The 19,948-nt window shown below is 70.0% G+C and carries 20 protein-coding genes; 14 read left to right on the top strand and 6 right to left on the bottom strand.

Features of this window, described 5'->3' with window-relative positions; genetic code table 11:
* Nucleotides 1-34 precede the first annotated feature (34 nt).
* Entirely contained in the window at nt 35-253 is a 219-nt protein-coding gene (locus tag FU260_RS14050) for a DUF5703 family protein (RefSeq protein WP_147917631.1), read from the bottom strand.
* 115 nt (nt 254-368) lie between these two features.
* Here FU260_RS14050 and FU260_RS14045 point away from each other — a divergent pair, with 115 nt between their 5' ends.
* On the top strand, nt 369-680 hold the full coding sequence (locus tag FU260_RS14045; protein ID WP_147917630.1) for a DNA primase: 312 nt from the start codon (nt 369-371) through the stop codon (nt 678-680).
* Between the two features lie 141 nt (nt 681-821).
* Here the strand turns inward: FU260_RS14045 and FU260_RS14040 are convergent, their stop codons facing one another.
* On the bottom strand, nt 822-1,778 hold the full coding sequence (locus tag FU260_RS14040; protein WP_147917629.1) for an aldo/keto reductase: 957 nt from the start codon (nt 1,776-1,778) through the stop codon (nt 822-824).
* Nucleotides 1,779-1,820: 42 nt separating this feature from the next.
* Here FU260_RS14040 and FU260_RS14035 point away from each other — a divergent pair, with 42 nt between their 5' ends.
* Together FU260_RS14035 and mshC are read left to right on the top strand one after the other, a co-directional pair.
* Nucleotides 1,821-2,672, top strand: a complete 852-nt coding sequence (locus tag FU260_RS14035; protein WP_147917628.1) for an undecaprenyl-diphosphate phosphatase — start codon at nt 1,821-1,823, stop codon at nt 2,670-2,672.
* A 9-nt stretch (nt 2,673-2,681) separates the two neighbouring features.
* Nucleotides 2,682-3,947 carry a cysteine--1-D-myo-inosityl 2-amino-2-deoxy-alpha-D-glucopyranoside ligase gene (gene mshC, locus FU260_RS14030; protein ID WP_147917627.1) on the top strand — a complete coding sequence of 422 codons (1,266 nt, stop codon included), beginning with the start codon at nt 2,682-2,684 and terminating at the stop codon, nt 3,945-3,947.
* Between the two features lie 21 nt (nt 3,948-3,968).
* On the opposite strand, the gene FU260_RS14025 is transcribed toward mshC, so the two are convergent.
* Nucleotides 3,969-4,778 (bottom strand): PAC2 family protein, encoded by an 810-nt coding sequence (locus FU260_RS14025; RefSeq protein WP_147919501.1) that lies wholly within the window; start codon nt 4,776-4,778, stop codon nt 3,969-3,971.
* A gap of 148 nt (nt 4,779-4,926) precedes the next feature.
* Nucleotides 4,927-6,294, bottom strand: coding sequence for an FAD-binding oxidoreductase (locus tag FU260_RS14020; protein WP_147917626.1), 1,368 nt, complete (start codon nt 6,292-6,294; stop codon nt 4,927-4,929).
* A gap of 181 nt (nt 6,295-6,475) precedes the next feature.
* Here FU260_RS14020 and FU260_RS14015 point away from each other — a divergent pair, with 181 nt between their 5' ends.
* The 4 genes from FU260_RS14015 (at nt 6,476) to arc (ending at nt 11,190) form a co-directional block, all read left to right on the top strand.
* Nucleotides 6,476-7,207 (top strand): HAD family hydrolase, encoded by a 732-nt coding sequence (locus tag FU260_RS14015; RefSeq protein WP_235912502.1) that lies wholly within the window; start codon nt 6,476-6,478, stop codon nt 7,205-7,207.
* Entirely contained in the window at nt 7,185-8,321 is a 1,137-nt protein-coding gene (locus FU260_RS14010; protein WP_147917625.1) for a site-2 protease family protein, read from the top strand. Before FU260_RS14015 ends, FU260_RS14010 begins: the two co-directional genes overlap by 23 nt.
* 186 nt (nt 8,322-8,507) lie before the next feature.
* Nucleotides 8,508-9,515, top strand: coding sequence for a tRNA (adenine-N1)-methyltransferase (locus tag FU260_RS14005; protein WP_147919499.1), 1,008 nt, complete (start codon nt 8,508-8,510; stop codon nt 9,513-9,515).
* A 37-nt stretch (nt 9,516-9,552) separates the two neighbouring features.
* Entirely contained in the window at nt 9,553-11,190 is a 1,638-nt protein-coding gene (gene arc / locus FU260_RS14000) for a proteasome ATPase (RefSeq protein ID WP_147917624.1), read from the top strand.
* Nucleotides 11,191-11,344: 154 nt separating this feature from the next.
* Here the strand turns inward: arc and FU260_RS13995 are convergent, their stop codons facing one another.
* Nucleotides 11,345-12,265 (bottom strand): hypothetical protein, encoded by a 921-nt coding sequence (locus FU260_RS13995; protein WP_147917623.1) that lies wholly within the window; start codon nt 12,263-12,265, stop codon nt 11,345-11,347.
* A 279-nt stretch (nt 12,266-12,544) separates the two neighbouring features.
* Between FU260_RS13995 and dop the strand changes: the two genes are divergently transcribed.
* From dop to hisF, 7 genes are read left to right on the top strand one after another with little or no spacing between them, the layout of a single operon-like run.
* Nucleotides 12,545-14,197, top strand: a complete 1,653-nt coding sequence (gene dop, locus FU260_RS13990; RefSeq protein ID WP_147917622.1) for a depupylase/deamidase Dop — start codon at nt 12,545-12,547, stop codon at nt 14,195-14,197.
* A 35-nt stretch (nt 14,198-14,232) separates the two neighbouring features.
* On the top strand, nt 14,233-14,424 hold the full coding sequence (locus tag FU260_RS13985) for a ubiquitin-like protein Pup (protein WP_147917621.1): 192 nt from the start codon (nt 14,233-14,235) through the stop codon (nt 14,422-14,424).
* 2 nt (nt 14,425-14,426) lie between these two features.
* Nucleotides 14,427-15,245 (top strand): proteasome subunit beta, encoded by an 819-nt coding sequence (prcB, locus tag FU260_RS13980; RefSeq protein WP_147919498.1) that lies wholly within the window; start codon nt 14,427-14,429, stop codon nt 15,243-15,245.
* Nucleotides 15,242-16,102, top strand: a complete 861-nt coding sequence (gene prcA, locus FU260_RS13975; protein WP_147917620.1) for a proteasome subunit alpha — start codon at nt 15,242-15,244, stop codon at nt 16,100-16,102. Before prcB ends, prcA begins: the two co-directional genes overlap by 4 nt.
* Nucleotides 16,099-17,499 carry a Pup--protein ligase gene (pafA, locus tag FU260_RS13970; protein WP_147917619.1) on the top strand — a complete coding sequence of 467 codons (1,401 nt, stop codon included), beginning with the start codon at nt 16,099-16,101 and terminating at the stop codon, nt 17,497-17,499. Before prcA ends, pafA begins: the two co-directional genes overlap by 4 nt.
* A gap of 41 nt (nt 17,500-17,540) precedes the next feature.
* Nucleotides 17,541-18,428 carry an FKBP-type peptidyl-prolyl cis-trans isomerase gene (locus FU260_RS13965; RefSeq protein WP_147917618.1) on the top strand — a complete coding sequence of 296 codons (888 nt, stop codon included), beginning with the start codon at nt 17,541-17,543 and terminating at the stop codon, nt 18,426-18,428.
* Complete coding sequence (gene hisF / locus FU260_RS13960; RefSeq protein WP_147917617.1) at nt 18,425-19,195, top strand: imidazole glycerol phosphate synthase subunit HisF; 771 nt, start codon at nt 18,425-18,427, stop codon at nt 19,193-19,195. Before FU260_RS13965 ends, hisF begins: the two co-directional genes overlap by 4 nt.
* Here hisF and FU260_RS13955 read toward each other — a convergent pair.
* The gene (locus tag FU260_RS13955; RefSeq protein ID WP_147917616.1) at nt 19,182-19,814 is read right to left on the bottom strand and encodes a TIGR03085 family metal-binding protein; all 633 of its coding nucleotides are present in this window, start codon (nt 19,812-19,814) and stop codon (nt 19,182-19,184) included. The genes hisF and FU260_RS13955 overlap by 14 nt on opposite strands.
* Nucleotides 19,815-19,948 lie beyond the last annotated feature (134 nt).

Genomic DNA, 19,948 nt, shown 5'->3' with positions numbered 1-19,948 from the left:
CACTGGGTTCAGAGCGTGCTGCGCACTGGGTGGTTCAGAGCGTGCTGCGCACGCGGATGATCTTGCGGCGCAGCCACACCTTGCGGGCGCCACCCAGGTAGATCCGGTGCCGCGCCAACTCCCACCGGCCGTACTCGGCCTCGTCGGTGAGGAGCTGTCGGAGTTCGTTGCGCGCGGTGGTCGCCGGAAGGGTCAGCACTCGGAACTCGTACGCTGCCTGGGAGGCGGCTACCGGTGCGGTGGAAGACGGCATGGCAGCACGATAGCCAGCGCACCCGAGTGCGTCGAACACAAGCGCCGGTGTGGTGGCACGAGGCGGCGGGAAAATGCCTCTCCCCACCGTGAGGTCCGGGTGCTACGGTCACGGTATGGCTACCGACCCGCGTGCCGCGCTGGACCGATTGATCGAGGCCTTCGAGCAGCACCTGGAGGCGGTCGAGTCCGTCCAGGATGACGAAGCCCCGGTCGTACTGGCCACAGCCGACGGTCTCGCCGAGGCGTTCGAGAACTATGACGAGGCCGTCTACGAGGAGTACGGCGTGGACACGCCCCTGGTGGTCTACGACGGCGATGACGAGGGCGACGAGGACTTCGACTTCGACGACCTGGACGACGATGCCCTCGAGGACGACAACCTCGAGTCCGACACCCCCACGGACGAGGGCGAAGCGCGCCTCTGACGCTCTGACGCTCCCACCCGTGGCCGGACGCAGTCGATACTTCCTGTGCTCGGTCGTGCCCGGGGAGCACGACCCAGCGCGCCGGGTATCGCGTGACTGGACTCACTCGGGCTGGGGCGGGCTGGATTCAACCGGGCCGGGTCAGCGACGTTCGGGGTAGCCGAACTCGGGCTCGGTGACCTCGTCCAGCACGGTGCGGATCTGGTCCGGCAGCTCCAGGTCGTCTGCCGCCAGCGCCCCGCGCAGCTGCGCGGGGCTGCGGGCACCGATGATCGCACTGGCCACGCCTGGTGCATCCCGGGTCCAGGCCAGCGCCACCTCCACCGGTGCCCGGCCCAACCCATCGGCCGCAGTGGCCACCGCCTCCACCACCGAGCGCGCCCGGTCGTTCAGATACGGCTCCACGAACCCGCGCAGGTGCGGCGATGCGGCCCGGGAGTCGGCCGGCACCGCACGGCGATACTTCCCGGTGAGCACCCCGCGACCCAGCGCCGACCATGCCAGCACGCCGACGCCGAGCGCCTCCGCAGCGGGCTGGACCTCCCGCTCGATACCTCGCTGCAACAACGAGTACTCCATCTGGGCGGCCGCCAGAGACGGCCCGGCGCCGCCGGCGAGCACCGTAGCGGCATGCGCGAGCTGCCACGCCGGGTGGTTGGCCAGCCCCACGTACCGGGTGCGGCCGGTCGCGACGGCGTGCTGCATCGTCCAGAGGGTCTCCGCCAGCGGGGTGCGCGGGTCGGGCGCCTGCACCAGCCACAGATCCAGGTGATCGGTACCGAGCCGCGACAGGGAGGCGTCCAGCGCATCGAGCAGCGCCCCGCGGGAGGCATCCACCCGGCCGTCCCGTACGCCCGCCTTCGAGCACAGCACCACGTCCTGGCGGTGCACCTGATCGACCAGCAGCTCGCCGATCACCTCTTCGGCCGCGCCGTCGGAGTAGGTGGCGGCGGTGTCCAGCAGCGTGCCCCCGGCGTCCAGGAACTCGCGGAGCTGGTCGGCCGCGTCACCGGCGTCGGTATCGCGGCCCCAGGTCATCGTGCCCAGCCCCACCGACGACACGCGAAGACCGCTGTCGCCCACACGCCGTGAATCCATAGGTGCGAGGTTACCGGTCCGCGGCGTTTACTCTTGGACCCCGTGACGTTGTGGGAAGCCCTCATCCTGGGCCTGGTACAGGGGTTGACCGAGTTCCTCCCCATCTCCTCGAGCGCGCACCTGCGCATCGTCGGCGACCTGATGAGTTCCGACCCCGGTGCCGCGTTCACCGCGATCACGCAGATCGGCACCGAAGCGGCCGTGGTGCTCTACTTCCGGCGAGATATCGCCCGGATCATCTCCCACTGGGCGAAATCGTTGCCGATCGGGCCGTGGAAGAAGCAGATGCCGACCTCCGACCCGGACGCCCGGATGGGCTGGTTCGTGATCTTCGGCTCCATCCCGATCGTGGTGCTCGGACTACTCTTCCAGGACCAGATCGAGAACGCGCTGCGCAACCTGTACCTGACCGCACTGCTACTCGCCGTGTTCGGCGTGATCCTCGGCATCGCGGACGTGCGCGGCACCAAGACCCGGACCCTGACCCAGCTGACCTGGAAGCACGCCTGGTTCTACGGCTTCGCCCAGTCCCTCGCCCTGGTTCCGGGCGTCTCCCGCTCCGGCGGCACCATCACCGCCGGTCTGCTGATGGGTTACACCCGCGAGGCCGCCGCCCGGTACTCCTTCCTGCTGGCGATCCCGGCGGTGCTTGGCTCCGGGTTCTACCAGCTGGTGAAGAGCGGCGGTACCGCCGGGCAGGTGGGCTTCGTGCCGACTCTGCTGGCCACAGTGGTCGCCTTCGTCGTCGGCTATGTGGTGATCATCGCTTTCCTGAAAATCGTCTCCACCTACTCCTACAAGCCGTTCGTGTACTACCGGATCGGTCTGGCAGTGGTGGTGGTGATCCTGCTGCTCGCCGGGGCGCTGAGCGTGATGCCCCCTCCGGCCGGTTAGTCTGATCGAGTGCACTCCTGGCCTCATCCTCATCTCCCTGTCCTGACCGAGACCGGCCTTCGGCCGCAGCTGCAGGACACCGCCACCGGCCGGAGGTTCGATCCAGTCGTCGCTGGCGCTGCTCACCTCTACGTGTGCGGTATCACCCCGTACGACTCCACCCATCTGGGTCACGCGTTCACCTATGTGGCCTTCGACACCCTGAACCGGGTGTGGCGAGACGCCGGGCTGGAGGTGCGCTACGTGCAGAACGTCACCGATGTGGACGATCCGCTCCTGGAGCGGGCCGAGCAGACCGGGGTGGACTGGCGCGAGCTCGCCGCCGACCAGGTGCAGCTGTTCCGCACCGACATGCAGGCGCTGCGGGTCCTCCCGCCGGAGCACTACATCGGCGTGGTCGAGTCGACCGACCTGGTGGTCTCCGCAGTGGAGCGACTGGTCGCCGCCGGCGCCGCCTACCGGGTGGACCAGGATGTCTACGCCGACCTGGGCGCCGACTCCCGCTTCGGGTCGGTCTCGAACCTCGATCCGGAGACGATGTCCCGGTTCTTCGCCGAACGTGGTGGGGACCCCGAGCGCGAGGGGAAGAAGGACCCGCTGGACCCGCTGCTCTGGCGTGGCCGCCGCGCCGGGGAACCGTGGTGGGACGGCGCCAGCCTCGGTCCGGGCCGGCCCGGATGGCACATCGAGTGCGGGGCGCTGGCTGAGCACTACCTCGGGCTCCCGGTCACCGTGGAGGGGGGCGGGGCGGACCTGATCTTCCCGCACCACGAGATGGGCACCAGCCACCTGCGCTTCCTGCACCCGGGTGACGAGGAGCCGATCCGGGGCTACCTGCACACCGGTCTGGTCGCCTACCAGGGCACCAAGATGAGCAAGTCGCTGGGCAACCTGGTGTTCGTCTCCGGCCTGCTCGCCGACGGGGTGGATGTGCGGGCGATCCGCATGGTGCTGCTCGCGCACCACTACAGCGAGTCGTGGGAGTACACCGACGCCGAGCTGGACGAAGCCGGCCGGCGGCTCGGCCGGTGGCGCGCCGCGGTCGATGCCACGGCAGCGACCGGCGGCGCACACGCCCAGGAGACCTCCCCGCCCGCCGCAGCGGCGCAGACCACGCCGGGCTCCGCCGTCGTGCAGGAGATGCGCGAAGCGCTCGCGAATAACCTGGACACCGCCGCATGCCTGGAGGTGGTGGACCGGGCGGCCGCACGTGGGCCGCTCGCCGCCGAGGTGATCACCGCTATCGACGCCCTGCTCGGGATCGAGCTGACCTGACCGGGTGAGAGCCGTTCGCGGTCAGTGCCCGGAGTCGCGGCGGCGCAGGTACTTCTCGAACTCGCGCGCGATCGCGTCCCCACTGGCCTCGGGTAGCTCCACCGTGTCCTTGGCCTGCTCCAGCTGCCGGACGTACTCGGCGACCTCCGGATCCTCGTTCGCCAGCTCGTCTACCCCGTCCTGCCAGGCCTTGGCGTCCTCGGACAGCTCACCCATCGGGACCGGCTCACCGAGCAGTTCCTCCAGCGCCGTGAGCAGCGCCAGCGTAGCCTTCGGCGAGGGCGGCTGGGCGACGTAGTGCGGCACCGCCGCCCACACGTTCAGTGCATGCAGGCCGCGTTCGGAGGCCAGGTGGGTGAGTACCCCGGTGATCCCTGTCGGCCCCTCGTACTCGCTGGCCTCCACGTCCAGCAGGGCCTGCACCCGGGGATCGTCACTGCTGGTCTGCACCGGGATGGGCCGGGTGTGCGGAACGTCGGCGAGCAGTGCCCCCACGCACACCAGCGTGGAGGCACCGAGCTCCTCCACGACGTCCAGCACCTGCCGGCAGTACTCTCGCCAGCGCATCGACGGCTCCACCCCCTGCACCAGCACCACCCGGCGGCCGCGATTCGGTGAGGCGGTCACCGAGACCGTGGTCGCCGGCCAGCTGAGGGTCCGATTGCCGTCGGTGTCGGTGGAGATCACCGGCCGGTTCACCTGGAAGTCGTGGAACGTGTCCACGTCCAGGCTCTTCACCTCGCGGGCATCCCACTCGGTGGCGATCTGCTCCACTGCGGAGCTCGCCGAGGAACCGGCATCGTTCCAGCCCTCGAACGCGGCGATCACCATAGCGGGAGGAATCTGTGCCGTGTCCTGGCTTCCGTCCTCCGGAGCGAGGCCACGATGGCGCGGGGATGTACTCACCGCACTAGCCTACGGGAGGTGCGCCGGCCACCGGCGGCGGCCTGCGCCGCCGACCGGGACCCGGCAGAGCCGCTCACGCCAGGATCGGCCGGTGGCTGCGGAACACCCCGTGCGGATCCTCGGCGGCCTTGATCTGGCGCAAGCGCTGCCGCGTTTCCGGGGTGAGCGCGCGGGCCAGATCCGGGTCCGGGCCGAGCATGTTCAGGTGGGTGCGTTCGCTCAGGTGCGCACCCAGCCGGTCCTCCAGGACACGCCAGTGCGCGTGGATACGCTGCTCGTCGGCGGGGGTGGCGGCCAGAGCAAATCCGAACAGCAGGTATCCCTCGGTGATCGGCTCGACGGCGGTGGGCGAGTCGTCCCGCAACGCACCACCGAGGTGGCGGATGCAGGCGATCATCGCCGTGTCCTGGCTCGGGGTGTTCACCTCGAGCAGACCGCGTTGGAAGTCCGGGTCCAGATCGGCCACGAAGTGGGACCAGTCCATCACCGGCAGCGGTTCGGTGGGTTCGTTCGCCACTGTGGACAGTTCGCTGATCGGCAACGGCGCGACCGTGTCCACCTCCAGACCGGGCACGGCCCGCAGCGGGGCGAGCAGGCGTTCGGCGGCGGCCGGATCGCCCAGGTGGGTGACGTTCAGGTTCATCATCGAGCGGCCGTGCAGCTCCGGCGGGAACGGCTCGGTGGGTGGGAAGGTGATCAGCCAGAGCCACAGGGTCAGCTCCGGGGGAGCGGTGGTGGTCGCCTCGGCGAACGCGTGCAGCACTTCGGCAGCACGCTCGGCCGGCCACATCAGCTGGCCGCCGGTGAGCTGCGGCGCAGGCAGCAGCTCGATCTCCACGGCGGTGACGATGCCCAGCCCGCCGCCTCCGCCGCCGAGGGCCCAGAACAGCTCCGGGTCGCTCTGCGCGCTCACCTCGGCCAGCGACCCGTCGGCACGAACCACCTGCCAGGCCCGCACCCACCGGGCGGCGGGGCCGTAGGCGCGGCCGAACCAGGGCAGCCCGCCACCGAGGTGATAGCCCACCACGGTGAGATCGTCAGTGCTTCCCGGGGTGCCGGTGAGCCCGGATCCGGCCAGCGCCTGGACCAGGTGCGTCCACTTCACCCCGGCTCCGACGCGCGCGCGTCGGTTCTCGCTGTCGATGGTCAGGTCGCGCAGCCGGTGCGCGCGGATCATCACCGTGCCGCTCATCGCCTCGGTGGCGCCGTGGCCGTTGCTCTGTGCCGTTACCGGCACGTCCAACGATGCGGCCAGGCGCACCGCTTGCTGCACGTCGGCCACAGTCGCCGGTTCGACGATCGCGTCCGGTTGCTGGTCGACGTACAGGTTCCAGCCGCGGCGGACTGTTTCCCAGTCCGGATCCTGCGGGCCGTGCACCGGGCAGGTGAGCGAGGTGCGTAGCGTGGTGACGATATCGGTGCGGGTGGTCGTCTCAGTCATGCGATCCGAGGCTAGGGACGCCCACTTGCACGATGCTTACACGGTGGTGCGGGGCCTACGGCCGTGGTGCTCACCGGGCTGCACCGCCGGCGGTGCCAGGTGTGGGATGGCTGGGGGTAGGCGTGGGTGCCGATAGCCTGGCGGTACCCGCCTGTTCCCACTGCCAGCCCTGGAGAATGCGTTGCCCCACCCTGACGACCGGGTTCTGACCGACCCGCAGCCGGCTGAGACCGACCTACCCGCGGCGGTGCTCTGGGACATGGACGGCACGCTGGTGGACACTGAGCCGTACTGGATGGCAGCGGAGGTCGCACTGTCCGCCGAGCACGGCGGGAGCTGGGACGAAAGCCTCGCCGTGGACCTGATCGGGATGTCCCTGGAGGCCTCCGCCGGTGAACTGCAGCGCCGGGCCGGGATCCGGGGCACGGTCGAGGAGATCGTGCACGAGCTGATGCGTCGGGTGGTGGCACAGATCGCCGCTGACGGCGCGCCCTGGCGACCGGGGGCGCGCGAGCTGCTCCAGGCGGTGCGCGCGGCCGGTGTGCCCTGTGCGCTGGTGACGATGTCCTGGCGGCCGCTGACGAACGTGGTGCTGGCCGGGATCGAGACCGGCACCTTCGACGTCGTGGTCACCGGGGACGAGGTGGACCAGGGCAAACCGCATCCGGAACCGTACCTGCGGGCCGCAGCCGCGCTCGGGGTGGATCCGGCGCGCTGCGTCGCCATCGAGGACTCCCTACCCGGAGTCGCCTCGGCCACTGCGGCCGGTACCCGGGTGCTCGCCGTCCAGGCGAAGGTACCGGTGCCCGCGGCGCAGGGCCGGAGCCGGCTGGCCAGCCTGGACCAGGTGGACGTGGCGGACCTGCGCCGCATCGCCGCTGGAGTTGTCTATGACCTCCTCCCGGCCGGCTGAACCAGCCCGCACCCGCGGGTGGCGCATCGGCACGCTCGCCGGCGCCCCGGTGGTGGTCACCGCGGGGTGGCTGCTGATCTCCGTGGTGCTGGTCGCGGTGATCGGGCCCTGGCTGCAGCGCAACCTCCGGTTGGGCATCGAGGCCTACCTGTGGGCGCTGACCGTGCCCGCGTTGCTGTTCGTGTCCGTGCTCGCCCACGAGCTTGCCCACGGGTTGGCGGCGCGGGCCCGCGGAATCCGGGCGCGGGAGTATGTGATCACCCTCTGGGGCGGACACACCTCGTTCGGCAGTGGCCTGCGTACACCGGCGGACTCGGCGATCGTGTCCGTGGCCGGTCCAGCGGCCAACGTGCTGCTCGCTGGGATCGGGTGGGCCGCCGGGATGGTGACCGACGGATTGCCGGCGCTCGCCGTGCTCGCCTTCACCTACACGAATGCCTTCGTGGCCGTGTTCAACCTGCTGCCGGCGTTGCCGATGGACGGCGGCAAGCTCCTCGAAGCGGCGATCTGGGCCGCGGGAAAGGACCGGTTGCGCGGCATGCTGGTGGCCGGGCGGGCCGGTCAGGTACTCGCGATCACCGTGGTGGTGGTCAGCCTCGGGCAGCCGCTGCTGGCCGGGCACCGTCCCTCGCTCACCACCGCGATCTGGGCGGTCGTGGTGGGGGCGGTGCTCTGGAACGGTGCCCACGCCTCGGTCCGCCACGCCAAGGCGCAGATGGGGGCGCGTGGGCTGGACCTGCTCGCGATGGCGTCACCGGTGATCGGCGTGGACGCCTCAGCCACAGTGGCCGATCTGGACACTGCGGCCGCGGGCGGCGCCACAACGGTGGTGGTGACCGCCCAGTCACGACCGGTGGCGCTCGTCTCCGCCGAGGCGTGGCGCGCGGTGCCACCAGCTGCTCGGGCGAGCACCACGGTGACCGCGGTGGCCACTGCGCTGCCACCGGTGGCGGTGGTCACCGTGTTCCAGGGCCCCGCGGCGGTGGCCCGGGTGGCACGGGCGGCGCAGGCCGGCGCCTCTGTGGTGGTGCTGGTGGACCCGGCACAGGGTCCGCTCGGCGTGGTGCCGGTGGCCGAGGTGGTGCGCCATCTCGGTGGTACCGGGCGCGGCTGAGGACGTGCGGGCGTGGGTGTCGGCGCTCGCGGGCACGTACACTGCCCGGTCGTGACCACCCACGATAACGACGGACCCGAGACCACTTCCGGACCGACGGTTTTCAGCGATGACCGAGACGGGAGAGCTTCCGGCTCGATCGAGTCGGCCGGAACTGAAACCGCTGCCGGAGCGATTGGTGCCGCGATGCGTCGCGGCCCGTTGCGGCCCGGTGACAAGGTCCAGCTCACCGACCCCAAGGGGCGGCTGACCACGCTCACGTTGCAGCCCGGGAAGGTGTTCCACACCCACCGCGGTTCCTTCGGCCACGACGAACTGATCGGGGCCCCCGAGGGCACTGTGGTGGCCACCACCGCCGGGATCGAATACCTCGCCCTCCGGCCGCTGCTCTCCGACTATGTGCTGTCCATGCCGCGCGGCGCCGCGGTGATCTATCCCAAGGACGCTGCCCAGATCGTCACCATGGCTGACATCTATCCCGGCGCACGGGTGGTGGAGGCCGGGGTCGGGTCCGGTGCGCTGACCCTGTCCCTGCTTCGCGCCGTGGGTGAAGGCGGAAACCTGCTGTCCATCGAGCGGCGGGAGGACTTCGCCGAGATCGCCCGGGGCAACGTCACCGACTTCTTCGGTGGCCAGCACCCCGCCTGGGAGCTGCAGGTGGGTGACTTCGCCGAGGTGATCACGCACCTGCGCCAGCCCGGGACGGTGGACCGGATCGTGCTGGACATGCTGGCGCCCTGGGAGAACCTGGACGCCGCTGCTACTGCCCTCACCCCCGGTGGGGTGCTGGTGGCCTACGTGGCCACTGCCACCCAGCTGTCCCGATTCACCGAGGACGCCAAGGCCGACGGCCGGTTTACCGAACCGCAGGCCTGGGAATCGATGATCCGGGGCTGGCACCTCGAGGGGCTGGCGGTGCGGCCCGAGCACCGGATGATCGCTCACACCGGCTTCCTGGTGACCACACGGAGGATGGCGCCGGAGACCAAAGCGCCCCTCCGCCGTCGCCGGCCTGCCCCCGGAGCGTATGCGGAGGAGGCACCGGAGTTCGGCGAGGCGGACCTGGCCGCCGACCTGGGCGAGCGCACCGTCTCGGACAAGAAGCTGCGCAAGCTGCGACGCTCCTTCGAGGCCAACCGAGCACTACGTGAGGGTTCACACAGCGGACCGGACGACGCCGACGCGCAGGGCTGACCTACAGTAGAAGCCACGCGCCCGGAGGGAGCTCTAGATGGTCGAGAATCACGGGTCTGCGCGCGAGCGCGACCTACAGAACCAGGCGATCGAGCTGGCCGCCAAGAATGAGCGGCTGGTCACCGCGCTGACCACGGCGCGCTCCCAGCTGGTGGAGATGCGCACCCAGCTCGAGGAGATGAGCAAACCACCGGCCAGCTACGCGCTGTTCCTCGCCGACCGGGGCGACCGTACGCTCGATGTGCTCTCCTCTGGCCGGAAGATGCGCGTGGGAGCGGCGCCCAGCGTGGCCGTCGAAGGGCTACGCCCGGGCCAGGAGGTCCAGCTCAACGAAGCGATGACGGTGGTGGCCGCCGGTGGGTACGAGCCGGTCGGTGAGCTGGTCACGGTCAAGGAGGTGCTCGACCCCGGCCGGGTGCTGGTGCTCGGCCGCGGTGAGGACGAACGGGTGGTGCGCCTGGCGGGCCCACTGCTGGAGACGACGGTGCGGGTCGGGGACGCGCTCACCGTGGACTCGCGGACCGCGTTCGCGTTCGAGCACATCCCGCGGGCCGAGGTCGAGGACCTGATGCTCGAAGAGGTCCCCGATGTGGCCTATACCGATATCGGCGGACTGTCCGCGCAGATCGAGCAGATCCGTGATGCGGTGGAGCTACCGTTCCTGCACCCGGACCTGTTCCGCGAGCATGGCTTGAAGCCGCCGAAGGGACTGCTGCTGTACGGTCCGCCCGGCTGCGGGAAGACGCTGATCGCCAAGGCGGTGGCCACCTCGTTGGCCGAGACCGCCGCGCAGTCCACCGGGGCGCAGACGCCGGTGCGCAGCTACTTCCTGAACGTCAAGGGGCCCGAGCTGTTGAACAAGTACGTCGGGGAGACCGAGCGGCATATCCGGCTGATCTTCTCCCGGGCGCGGGAGAAGGCCTCCCAGGGGGTGCCGGTGGTGGTGTTCTTCGACGAGATGGAGTCCCTCTTCCGTACTCGCGGCACCGGGGTGTCCTCGGATGTGGAGACCACGATCGTGCCGCAGCTACTCGCCGAGATCGACGGCGTGGAGCGGCTGGAGAACGTGATCGTGATCGGGGCGTCGAACCGCGAGGACATGATCGACCCGGCGATCCTGCGACCGGGACGGTTGGACGTGAAGATCAAGATCGAGCGCCCGGACGCCGAGGCCGCCCGGGACATCTTCACCAAGTACCTGACCGCCGAGTTGCCGATCCACCCGGACGATCTGGCCGAGCACCACGACCATGCGCAGACCGCCGTGGACGCGATGATCGAGCAGGTGGTCGGGCGGATGTACGCCGAGGACGAGGAGAACCAGTTCCTCGAGGTCACCTACGCCAGCGGCGACAAGGAGGTCCTCTACTTCAAGGACTTCAACTCCGGGGCGATGGTGCAGAACATCGTGGACCGGGCGAAGAAGCAGGCGATCAAGGATCTGCTCGCCACCGGGGTGCGCGGGATCCGGGTGGAGCACCTGCTCGACGCCTGTGTGGCCGAGTTCAAGGAGAACGAGGACCTGCCGAACACCACCAACCCCGACGACTGGGCGCGCGTGTCCGGGAAAAAGGGGGAGCGGATCGTGTTCATCCGCACCATCGTGCAGGACAAGGGCACCGCGCAGCCGGGCCGGACGATCGAGAACATCAACCCCACCGGCCAGTACCTCTGACCCGCCGCCCCCACCCCACCGTCGCCCCCACCCACCGTCGCTGCCACCCCACCGTCGCTGAATCGATGCACTCGTTACTCCGTGCGTTCGGTCGTGCGCGCGGGTATCGAGCCATCGCGCCGGGTGACGAACCGTCTGCGTGGGAGCGGACGGGTCAGGCGACGAACAGTCCGCTGGTGCGCTCGTCCAACCGCAGGTGCACCTCGGCGATGAACTCGCCCGGCCGGTAGAGGTCGGCCCACACCACCCGGATGATTACCCAGCCCTCGCGTTCAAGGTCGTCTTGACGACGCTTCTCCTGGAAGACGATCTCGGCCGGGTCACCCTTCGCCATCCTCGTGTACTTGATCTTGCCGTCGAACTCGATCCCGATCTTCAGTTCCGGCCAGCCAAGGTCGATGCGATACTTCCCGCGCCGTGTGTGCACCGGGATCTGCAACGCGGGTACCCGCAGGCCATGGCGCAGCAGAGTGAATCGCGTGCCTGTCTCGCCCGGCGACTCGGCGCGAGCGTCGGCACGATCAAGGCACCAGCGAGCCCGTGCGCTACCGGTCGTGCCCTGCAGCGTGGCCAGCCGGTCCGCGATCCCCTCGGAAAGTCCCGATGTCGCCAGCGCGCGGTCGAGCACAGCCAGGGCGTCGAGATCAGGCATGGTCATGGCGCAGTCGAGGGCAGTCCGCAGCAGTGAGGTGACCGGTAGTGCGTCCACGACCGCGGTGTCACCAGTACTTACGGGTCGGGTGTGTCGGGTGATCGTGGGGTCAGCCCGCCCTGACGGGCGCTGGGCCTGGGTCAGGTGCGTGCTGGCTAGCGGCCGGAGCAGCGGGAGATTGTGCAGCACCGCCGCACTGGAGTGGCTGAACCAGAACGGACCGGAAAGCTGGCGAGCGAGCGCATTCATGTGCTGGCGCGCGCGGATGCGTTCACGGGCGTAGCGGTCCTCGGTGTCGATCCTTCGCCCATACACTCCGCGGCGGATTCGCTCGAGCGACCCGTCGCGCACCGCGCGTTCCAGGCTTCCGCGATCCAGGTCGCTGCTCAGGTACACCATGGCTCCGGCTGTTCGTTCGTCCATGCGAGCTAGCCTGGCGGGTTTCCGAGGGGAGAGTATCGACGGCGCGGGGGGTTGTGGAGAACGTGTCACCGCGCCCGGGCGGTACCCGTTGTAGGGGCCCGGTCGATACCCGCCGCGGGGGCCCGGTCGATACCCGCCGCGGGGGCCGGGTGATACCCGCCGCGGGGCGGTCGTTACCGAGTGCAGGGGCTCGATACCCGGGTGCACGACCGAGCGGACCGGGTAACGAATGAATGGATTCAACGCCAGTGGGGGTGGGGCCCGGCCTAGGCTGGAGCCATGAGCGTGCGACGGATCATGGGCATCGAGACCGAGTACGGAATCCTCGGCGTCGGGCTGCCGAACGCGAACCCGATGCTGATGTCGGCGCAACTGGTCACCGCCTATGCCACCGAGGCGCTCGGCAACACCTCCCGGGCGAAGTGGGACTACCAGGACGAGGACCCGCTCCGCGATGCCCGCGGCTGGCGCTTGGACCGCTCCGCGGCCGACCCGAGCTTGCTCACCGACAACCCGCTCGCCCCCGCGCCCGAGGGGGACCCGCACCGGATCACCACCCGTCGGCGGCCCGCACCGCAGCCCGAGCCGAGCACCGTCGCGAACGTGATCCTGCCGAACGGGGCACGCTATTACGTGGATCACGCGCACCCGGAGTACTCCGGACCCGAGGTGACCAATCCGCTCGACGGTGTGCTCTGGGACCGGGCCGGGGACGAGGTGCTGCTGCGGTCCTCCCGCCTGCTCGCACAGCTGCCGGGGATGCCCGAGGTGGTCCCGTACAAGAACAACACCGACGGCAAGGGCGCCAGCTATGGAACGCACGAGAACTACCTGGTGGACCGGGACGTCGCCTTCGACGAGATCATCACCTTCCTCACCCCGTTCCTGGTGACTCGGCCGATCTTCTGCGGGGCCGGCCGGGTAGGGCTGGGCCAACGCGGTGAGCTGCCGGGCTACCAGATCTCCCAACGGGCCGACTTCATCGAGGCCGAGGTAGGCCTGGAGACCACGCTCCGCCGGCCGATCATCAACACCCGGGACGAGCCGCACGCCGAACCCTCCCGATACCGGCGTCTGCACGTGATTGTGGGCGATGCCAACCTCGTGCACGTCTCCACCTACCTCAAGCTCGGCACCACGGCGGCGCTGCTGTGGCTGCTCGAGCAGGGCCGGGTCGGGCTGGAGCTCAGTGCGCTGCGCCTGGCTGACCCGGTAGCCGCCGCCCGTGAGGTCAGCCGGGACCTGACCCTGAGCACACCGCTGGACCTCGATGACGGTCGAACGATGACCGCCCTGGAGATCCAGCGCGTCTACTGTGACGTGATCACCCGCGAAGTAGCCGCGAGCGGGCAGGCGGACCCGGCCACCGAGAACCTGCTCCGCCGCTGGGCGGAGGTGCTCGAGCGGCTCGATAGCGACGTGCAGTCCGCCGCGCGGGAGGTGGAGTGGGTCGCCAAGCTCCGCGTCCTCGAGGGGATGCGCCGCCGGCACGGGCTGGACTGGGACTCGCCACGGCTGGCGGCACTCGACCTGCAGTGGTCCGACCTGCGTCCCGAGCGGAGCGTCTACTCCCGCCTCGAGACGGCCGGCGCAGTGGAAACGCTGGTCGAGCACGCGGAGGTGGAGCGCGCGTTGGCCCAGGCGCCGAGCGACACCCGCGCGTACTTCCGCGGTGAGGCGATCCGCCGGTACGGCCCGCAGGTGGCCGCCGCGAACTGGGACGCCGTGGTCTTCGACGTGGCCGAGTCGGAGAGTCTGCAACGGGTGCCCACACCGGACCCGTGGCGCGGCACCCGGGCGCACGTCGGTGAACTGCTCGACCGCAGCGCGGACGCCGGCGCGTTGCTGGCCGAGCTGACCGCGGAGCCGCAGCCAGGTGAGCGGCCCGCACCAGCTTCCGCTGCGGCCCCACCGACCGACGCGACACCGTAGGATCGGACGGAGGACCCAGCGCGGGAGGAGGACCCATGTCGCCCCGACAGTTCGAGCAGCGCCATCACGATCCGAAGCCGGAGGATGAGCCGGCGCCGCCACCGGCCGCGGCCGCACCGCAGAGCCAGGACGCCGAGGTGGATTCGCTGCTGGACGAGATCGACGATGTGCTGGAGACCAACGCCGAGAGCTTCGTGCGCGGGTTCGTGCAGAAGGGCGGGCAATGAGCATGACCGGCGCGCGCTACCCGGCCCGGTTGCCGGCAGCATTCACCAGCCCGGGCAGCTCGTCCTTCGTGGACTTCCTGCGCTCCTACGCCCCGGAGCTCCTGCCCGGTGCCGGCCCGGCTCCGCAGACGCCGGTCACCGCTCCGCACGCCACCACGATCGTCACGCTCACCTACTCTGGCGGCATGGTGATGGCCGGGGACCGGCGCGCCACGATGGGCTCCAGCATCGCCCACCGGCAGATGGAGAAAGTGTTCCCCGCTGACGAGCTCTCCGTGATCGGCATTGCCGGTACCGCCGGAATAGCTGTCGAGCTGGTCCGGCTCTTCCAGCTCGAGCTGGAGCACTACGAGAAGATCGAGGGCACGCTGCTCTCCCTCGAGGGCAAGGCGAACCGGCTCGGGTCGATGGTGCGTGGCAACCTCCCGATGGCGCTGCAAGGCCTGGTCGCGATGCCGATCTTCGGCGGGTACGACCAGCGCGAGGACACCGGCAGGATCTTCTCCTACGACGTCGTCGGGGGTCGTTACGACGAGCACGACCACCACAGCATCGGTTCCGGATCCGTGTACGCCAGAGGCTCGCTGAAGAAGCTCTGGCATCCGGACCTCGATGGCGACGGCGCAGTGCGAGTCGCGCTGCACGCCCTGATGGATGCCGCGGACGATGACTCCGCCACCGGCGGACCGGACGCCCGCCGCGGCATCTACCCGATCGTGGTGCGGGTGGACACCACCGGTCAGCAGCGCATCCCGGATGAGCAGCTGGCCGCCATGGTGGCCGAGATCGACGCCCTGCCGGAAAGGAGCCGCGAACGATGACCCAGCCGTTCTACGTCTCGCCCGAGCAGCTGATGAAGGACCGGGCGGACTTCGCGCGCAAAGGTATCGCCCGGGGCCGCTCCGTGGTGGTGCTCGGCTACGACGACGGAATCGCGTTCGTCACCGAGAACCCCTCCGGTGCGCTGCACAAGATCAGCGAGATCTACGACCGGATCGGCTTCGCCGCCGTGGGCAAGTACAACGAGTTCGAGAATCTGCGGGTGGCCGGGGTGCGCTATGCCGATCTGCGCGGCTACTCCTACGACCGCGACGACGTGAACGCCCGGGGCCTGGCGAACGCCTACGCCCAGACTCTCGGCGCGGTGTTCACCACAGAGGCCAAGCCGCTCGAGGTGGAGCTCGCGGTCGCGGAGGTGGGCGCAGATCAGAGCGCCGACCAGCTCTACCGACTGTCCTATGACGGATCCGTGGCCGACGAGCCCGGGTTCGTGGTGATGGGGGGAGCAGCCGAGCAGCTCTCCGACCGGGTCCGCGCCGAGTGGCAGCCCGGGCTGAGTCTGCCTCAGGTGCTCGCTCTGGCGGTGCGGGTACTCGCCGGCTCCGGGGAGAACGCCCGCACCATCCGGACCAACAATCTCGAGGCCGCCGTCCTGGACCGCACCCGGCCACGGCGCACCTTCCGGAGGTTGACGGCGCAGCGGCTCACCCAGCTGCTCGCCGAGGCTCCTGCACCAGTGGACACCGAGGCTGCCCCGGCCGCGGATGAATCTGCCGACCCTCCCGCAGCTGACGCAGCCAGCCCGGCTGCCTCCCGCGCGGACGAGCCCAGTCCGGACGCACCCAGCCCGGACGCACCCAGTCCCCAGGACCCACCGCCCAGCCCGGACCAGCAGTGATCCGCCGGATCTTCGGTCTGGAGACCGAGTTCGGCCTCACCTGTGCCGCCGACGAGGGCCGCGGTCTCACCCCGGAGGAGACGGCCCGCTACCTGTTCCGCAAAGTGGTGGCTTGGGGGCGGTCCTCGAACGTCTTCCTCGGTAACGGTTCCCGGCTGTACCTCGACGTCGGCTCGCACCCGGAGTACGCGACCGCCGAGTGTGATGACCTCGCCCAGCTGGTCGCGCACGACCAGGCCGGGATGCACATTCTCGACGGCTTGGTCGCCGATGCCCAGGAACGCCTGGACGCCGATGGCATCGCCGGGCGGATCCACCTGTTCAAGAACAACCTGGACTCGGCCGGGAACTCCTACGGCTGCCACGAGAACTACCTGATCCGCCGGCGCGGCGACTTCACCCGCGTCTCGGACGTGCTCGTCCCGTTCCTGATCACCCGGCAGGTGCTCACCGGCGCCGGGCACGTGCTGGTCACTTCCCGTGGACCGGTGTACTGCTTCAGCCAGCGCGCCGACCACCTGTGGGAGGCCACCAGCTCGGCCACCACCCGGTCCCGCCCGATCATCAACACCCGCGACGAGCCACACGCCGACGCTGACCTGTACCGGCGCCTGCACGTGATCTCCGGCGACTCCTCGATGTCGGAGACCACCACCCTGCTCAAGGTGGGGATGACCGACATCATCTTGCGCATGCTCGAAGCCGGGCATGTCTTCCCCGAGCTCACCCTGGAGAACCCGGTCCGTGCGATCCGAGAGATCTCCCACGACATCACCGGCAGCACTGCTGTGGCGATGGCCAGCGGAGCGCGGCGGACCGCTGTGGAGATCCAGCAGATCTACCTGGACCGCGCCCGCGACTTCCTCGCCGGGGCCCGAGAAGGCAGCCGGCACGATGACCGGGTCCTGGAACTGTGGGACCGCGGCCTGCGTGCGGTGCGCACCGGTGAGCACTCCCTGGTCGAACGCGATCTGGACTGGGCGATCAAGAAGCGACTGCTGGACCGGTACACCGCGGCGCACGACCTCCCGCTGGCTGACCCGCGGGCGCTCCGGCTCGACCTCGCCTACCACGACATCTCCGCCCGTCACGGGTTGATGTCCAAGCTCACCGCACGCGGCCTCGCCACCCGGGTCGTCACCGACGAGCAGGTCGAAGAAGCCATCAGCACCCCACCACAGAGCACCCGGGCGAAGCTGCGCGGGGAGTTCGTGCAGGCCGCTACCGCCCGCCGCCGCGACTACACCGTGGACTGGGTCCACCTGAAGCTGAATGACAACGCCGGCCGCACCGTGCTCTGCAAGGACCCGTTCCGGTCGGAGGACGAACGCGTGGACGCGCTGATCGCGTCGATGGGCGGACCAGCGGACCCGATGCTGGCCCACCTGGGCACCTGAGTGGAACAGTCGTCAAGGTGGGCCACGTAAGATCTCTGCCCGTGCGTCCCACCCTGACATCTCCCCGCCCGCTGCACGGCCTGGTCCTGCTCCTCGCCCTGCTGCTGGGGCTGGGCGCGTGCAGTTCCGACGACGACGACCCCACCGCGATCGAACAGGTCACCGTGGGTGGGGAGTTCGGTGCACTGCCGCAGGTGAGCTTTCCGGCGCCGCTGGACGTCACCGAGACCAGCACCGCCACCGTTCTCGAGGGAGAGGGCCCCGCCCTCGCCGAGGATGACGTAGCGCTGCTCTCCTACCTGGCTGTGGACGCGAGCACCGGCGAGGTGATCGAGGACAACTTCGGCTCTCAGCCACAGACCACCCGGATCACCGAGGACGATGCCGGACCGTTGTACGAAGATCTCCTCGGCAGCACCGAAGGCACCCGCCTGCTCCGGGTCGAGCTCGGTACCGCCGAGCGGCCGGAACCGGTAGTGCTGGTCTACGACATCATGCATACCCGCGCCTGGGGCGAACCGGTCGATCCGCCGGAGGACGCCCCAGAAGTCACCGTGGCCGATTCCGGTGGACCCACGGTGACCATCCCGGACCACGACCCGCCGAGCGATCTCGAGATCGTCCCGCTGCGCCGGGGCGACGGCGCCCAGGTCCGCTCCGGAATGGCGGTCACCGTGCGCTACACGGCGGTCGGCTGGTCCGACGGTGAAGTGGTGGAGTCCACCTGGACCCCCGGACAGGGGCCGACCACGATCGCCTTCACCGGTCTGATCGAAGGGTGGCAGAACGGACTGGTGGATGCCCGGGTCGGCTCCCAGATCATGCTGGTGGTGCCGCCGGAGCAGGCCTTCGGGGACGATACCCTCGTCTATGTGATCGACGTACTCGCCGTCTCCGCGATGGACGGCACCGAAGGGGCCGGCTCATGACCGTGGCGCTGCGGGTGATCCCGTGCCTGGACGTGGACGCTGGCCGCGTGGTCAAAGGCGTCAACTTCGAGAACCTGCGCGACGCCGGCGACCCGGTCGAGCTGGCCCGCCGGTACGACGCCGACGGCGCCGACGAGGTCACCTTCCTGGACGTCAGCGCCTCCAGTGACGGGCGGGCCACCACGATCGAAGTGGTCTCGGCCACTGCCGAGCAGGTGTTCGTCCCGCTGACCGTGGGCGGGGGAGTGCGCAGCGTTGCCGATGTGGACGCTCTGCTGCGCGCCGGAGCGGACAAGGTGGGGGTGAACACCGCCGCGATCGCGCGGCCCGAGCTGATCGCCGAGATCGCGGCACGGTTCGGCTCCCAGGTACTCGTGCTGTCCGTGGACGCCCGGCGCACGCGCGACGGCGCAGCGACAGCGTCCGGGTACGAGGTCACCACCCACGGGGGTCGCCGGGGCACAGGTCTGGACGCACTGGAGTGGGTACGCCGCGCCGAGGATCTCGGTGTGGGCGAGATCCTGCTGAACTCCATCGACGCCGACGGCACCACTGCGGGGTTCGACCTGGAGATGCTCGCCGACGTGCGCGCCCAGGTGCACGTGCCGCTGATCGCCTCGGGTGGCGCCGGAACCGCCGAGCACTTCGTCCAGGCCGCGCAGGCGGGCGCGGATGCACTGCTCGCCGCCAGTGTGTTTCACTTCGCCACGCTGACCATCCGTCAGGTCAAGGACGCGCTGGCCGCCGCCGGGTTCAGCGTGCGCTGAGCCAGTCCGCCAAGCGCTGCACCTGCATGGTGCTGCCACGCAGCTGCACCTGCGCCTGGCCGCGCCGGCCCATCGCGTACAGCGCCTGTTCCACCGGCGGTCCGACCACTCGCACCGGATCGGCCCCGGGCCGGGCCCGCCGCTGCATCCGCGGACTTCCGGGCACGGTCAGCAGGACGCCGACCGGTGCCGGGAGGTAGAAGCCCGCCGACATCGGCGCGAACCTGGCCCAGATCGCCGCGTTCAGCTCCGGCGGCAGGGTCCGCGGCGGAGCCGGGTCGTCGCCGGCGCGGCGCACGTCCTCGTGGTGCACCACGTACTCCACCAGGTTGCCCAGATCGTTCATCCCGCCTAGCTGACCCAGCCGCCACGGCCAGGCGGGCCGCTGCAGAAACTGCTCGACGACCTGTTCGTAGCGCAGCACGTCCCGGCACTCCTCGGCGAGCTCGTCCAGACCGTCGCTGCTGGGCAGGCCGAGCAGCCGCCACGGCTGGTGCGCCCTCAGGTACAGGTGTGCTGCCAGGTGCCGGGTGCGCCACCCGGCACAGAGCGTGTCCTGCTCGGGACCTGCCTGCAGCAGCGTCGTGGCCAGTGCCTGTTGTTCCACCTGTGCCCACATGCTGCTCACCCTTGCACACGGATCGCTGGCTCGAGGATCGGCCGTGCGGTGTGGAAGGATGGCGGACAGTCGTCCACTGCCGCCACCCGGTCACCGGTGCGGGGGACGCGCCAGCCATCCGGTGCCCAGGGAGC

Origin of the sequence: Ruania zhangjianzhongii (assembly GCF_008000995.1) — a bacterium.
In the GTDB taxonomy this organism is placed as follows: Bacteria; Actinomycetota; Actinomycetes; order Actinomycetales; family Beutenbergiaceae; genus Ruania; species Ruania zhangjianzhongii.
The sequence above is the reverse complement of the archived record's forward strand: the minus strand, read 5'-3'. Positions and strand labels throughout refer to the sequence as shown.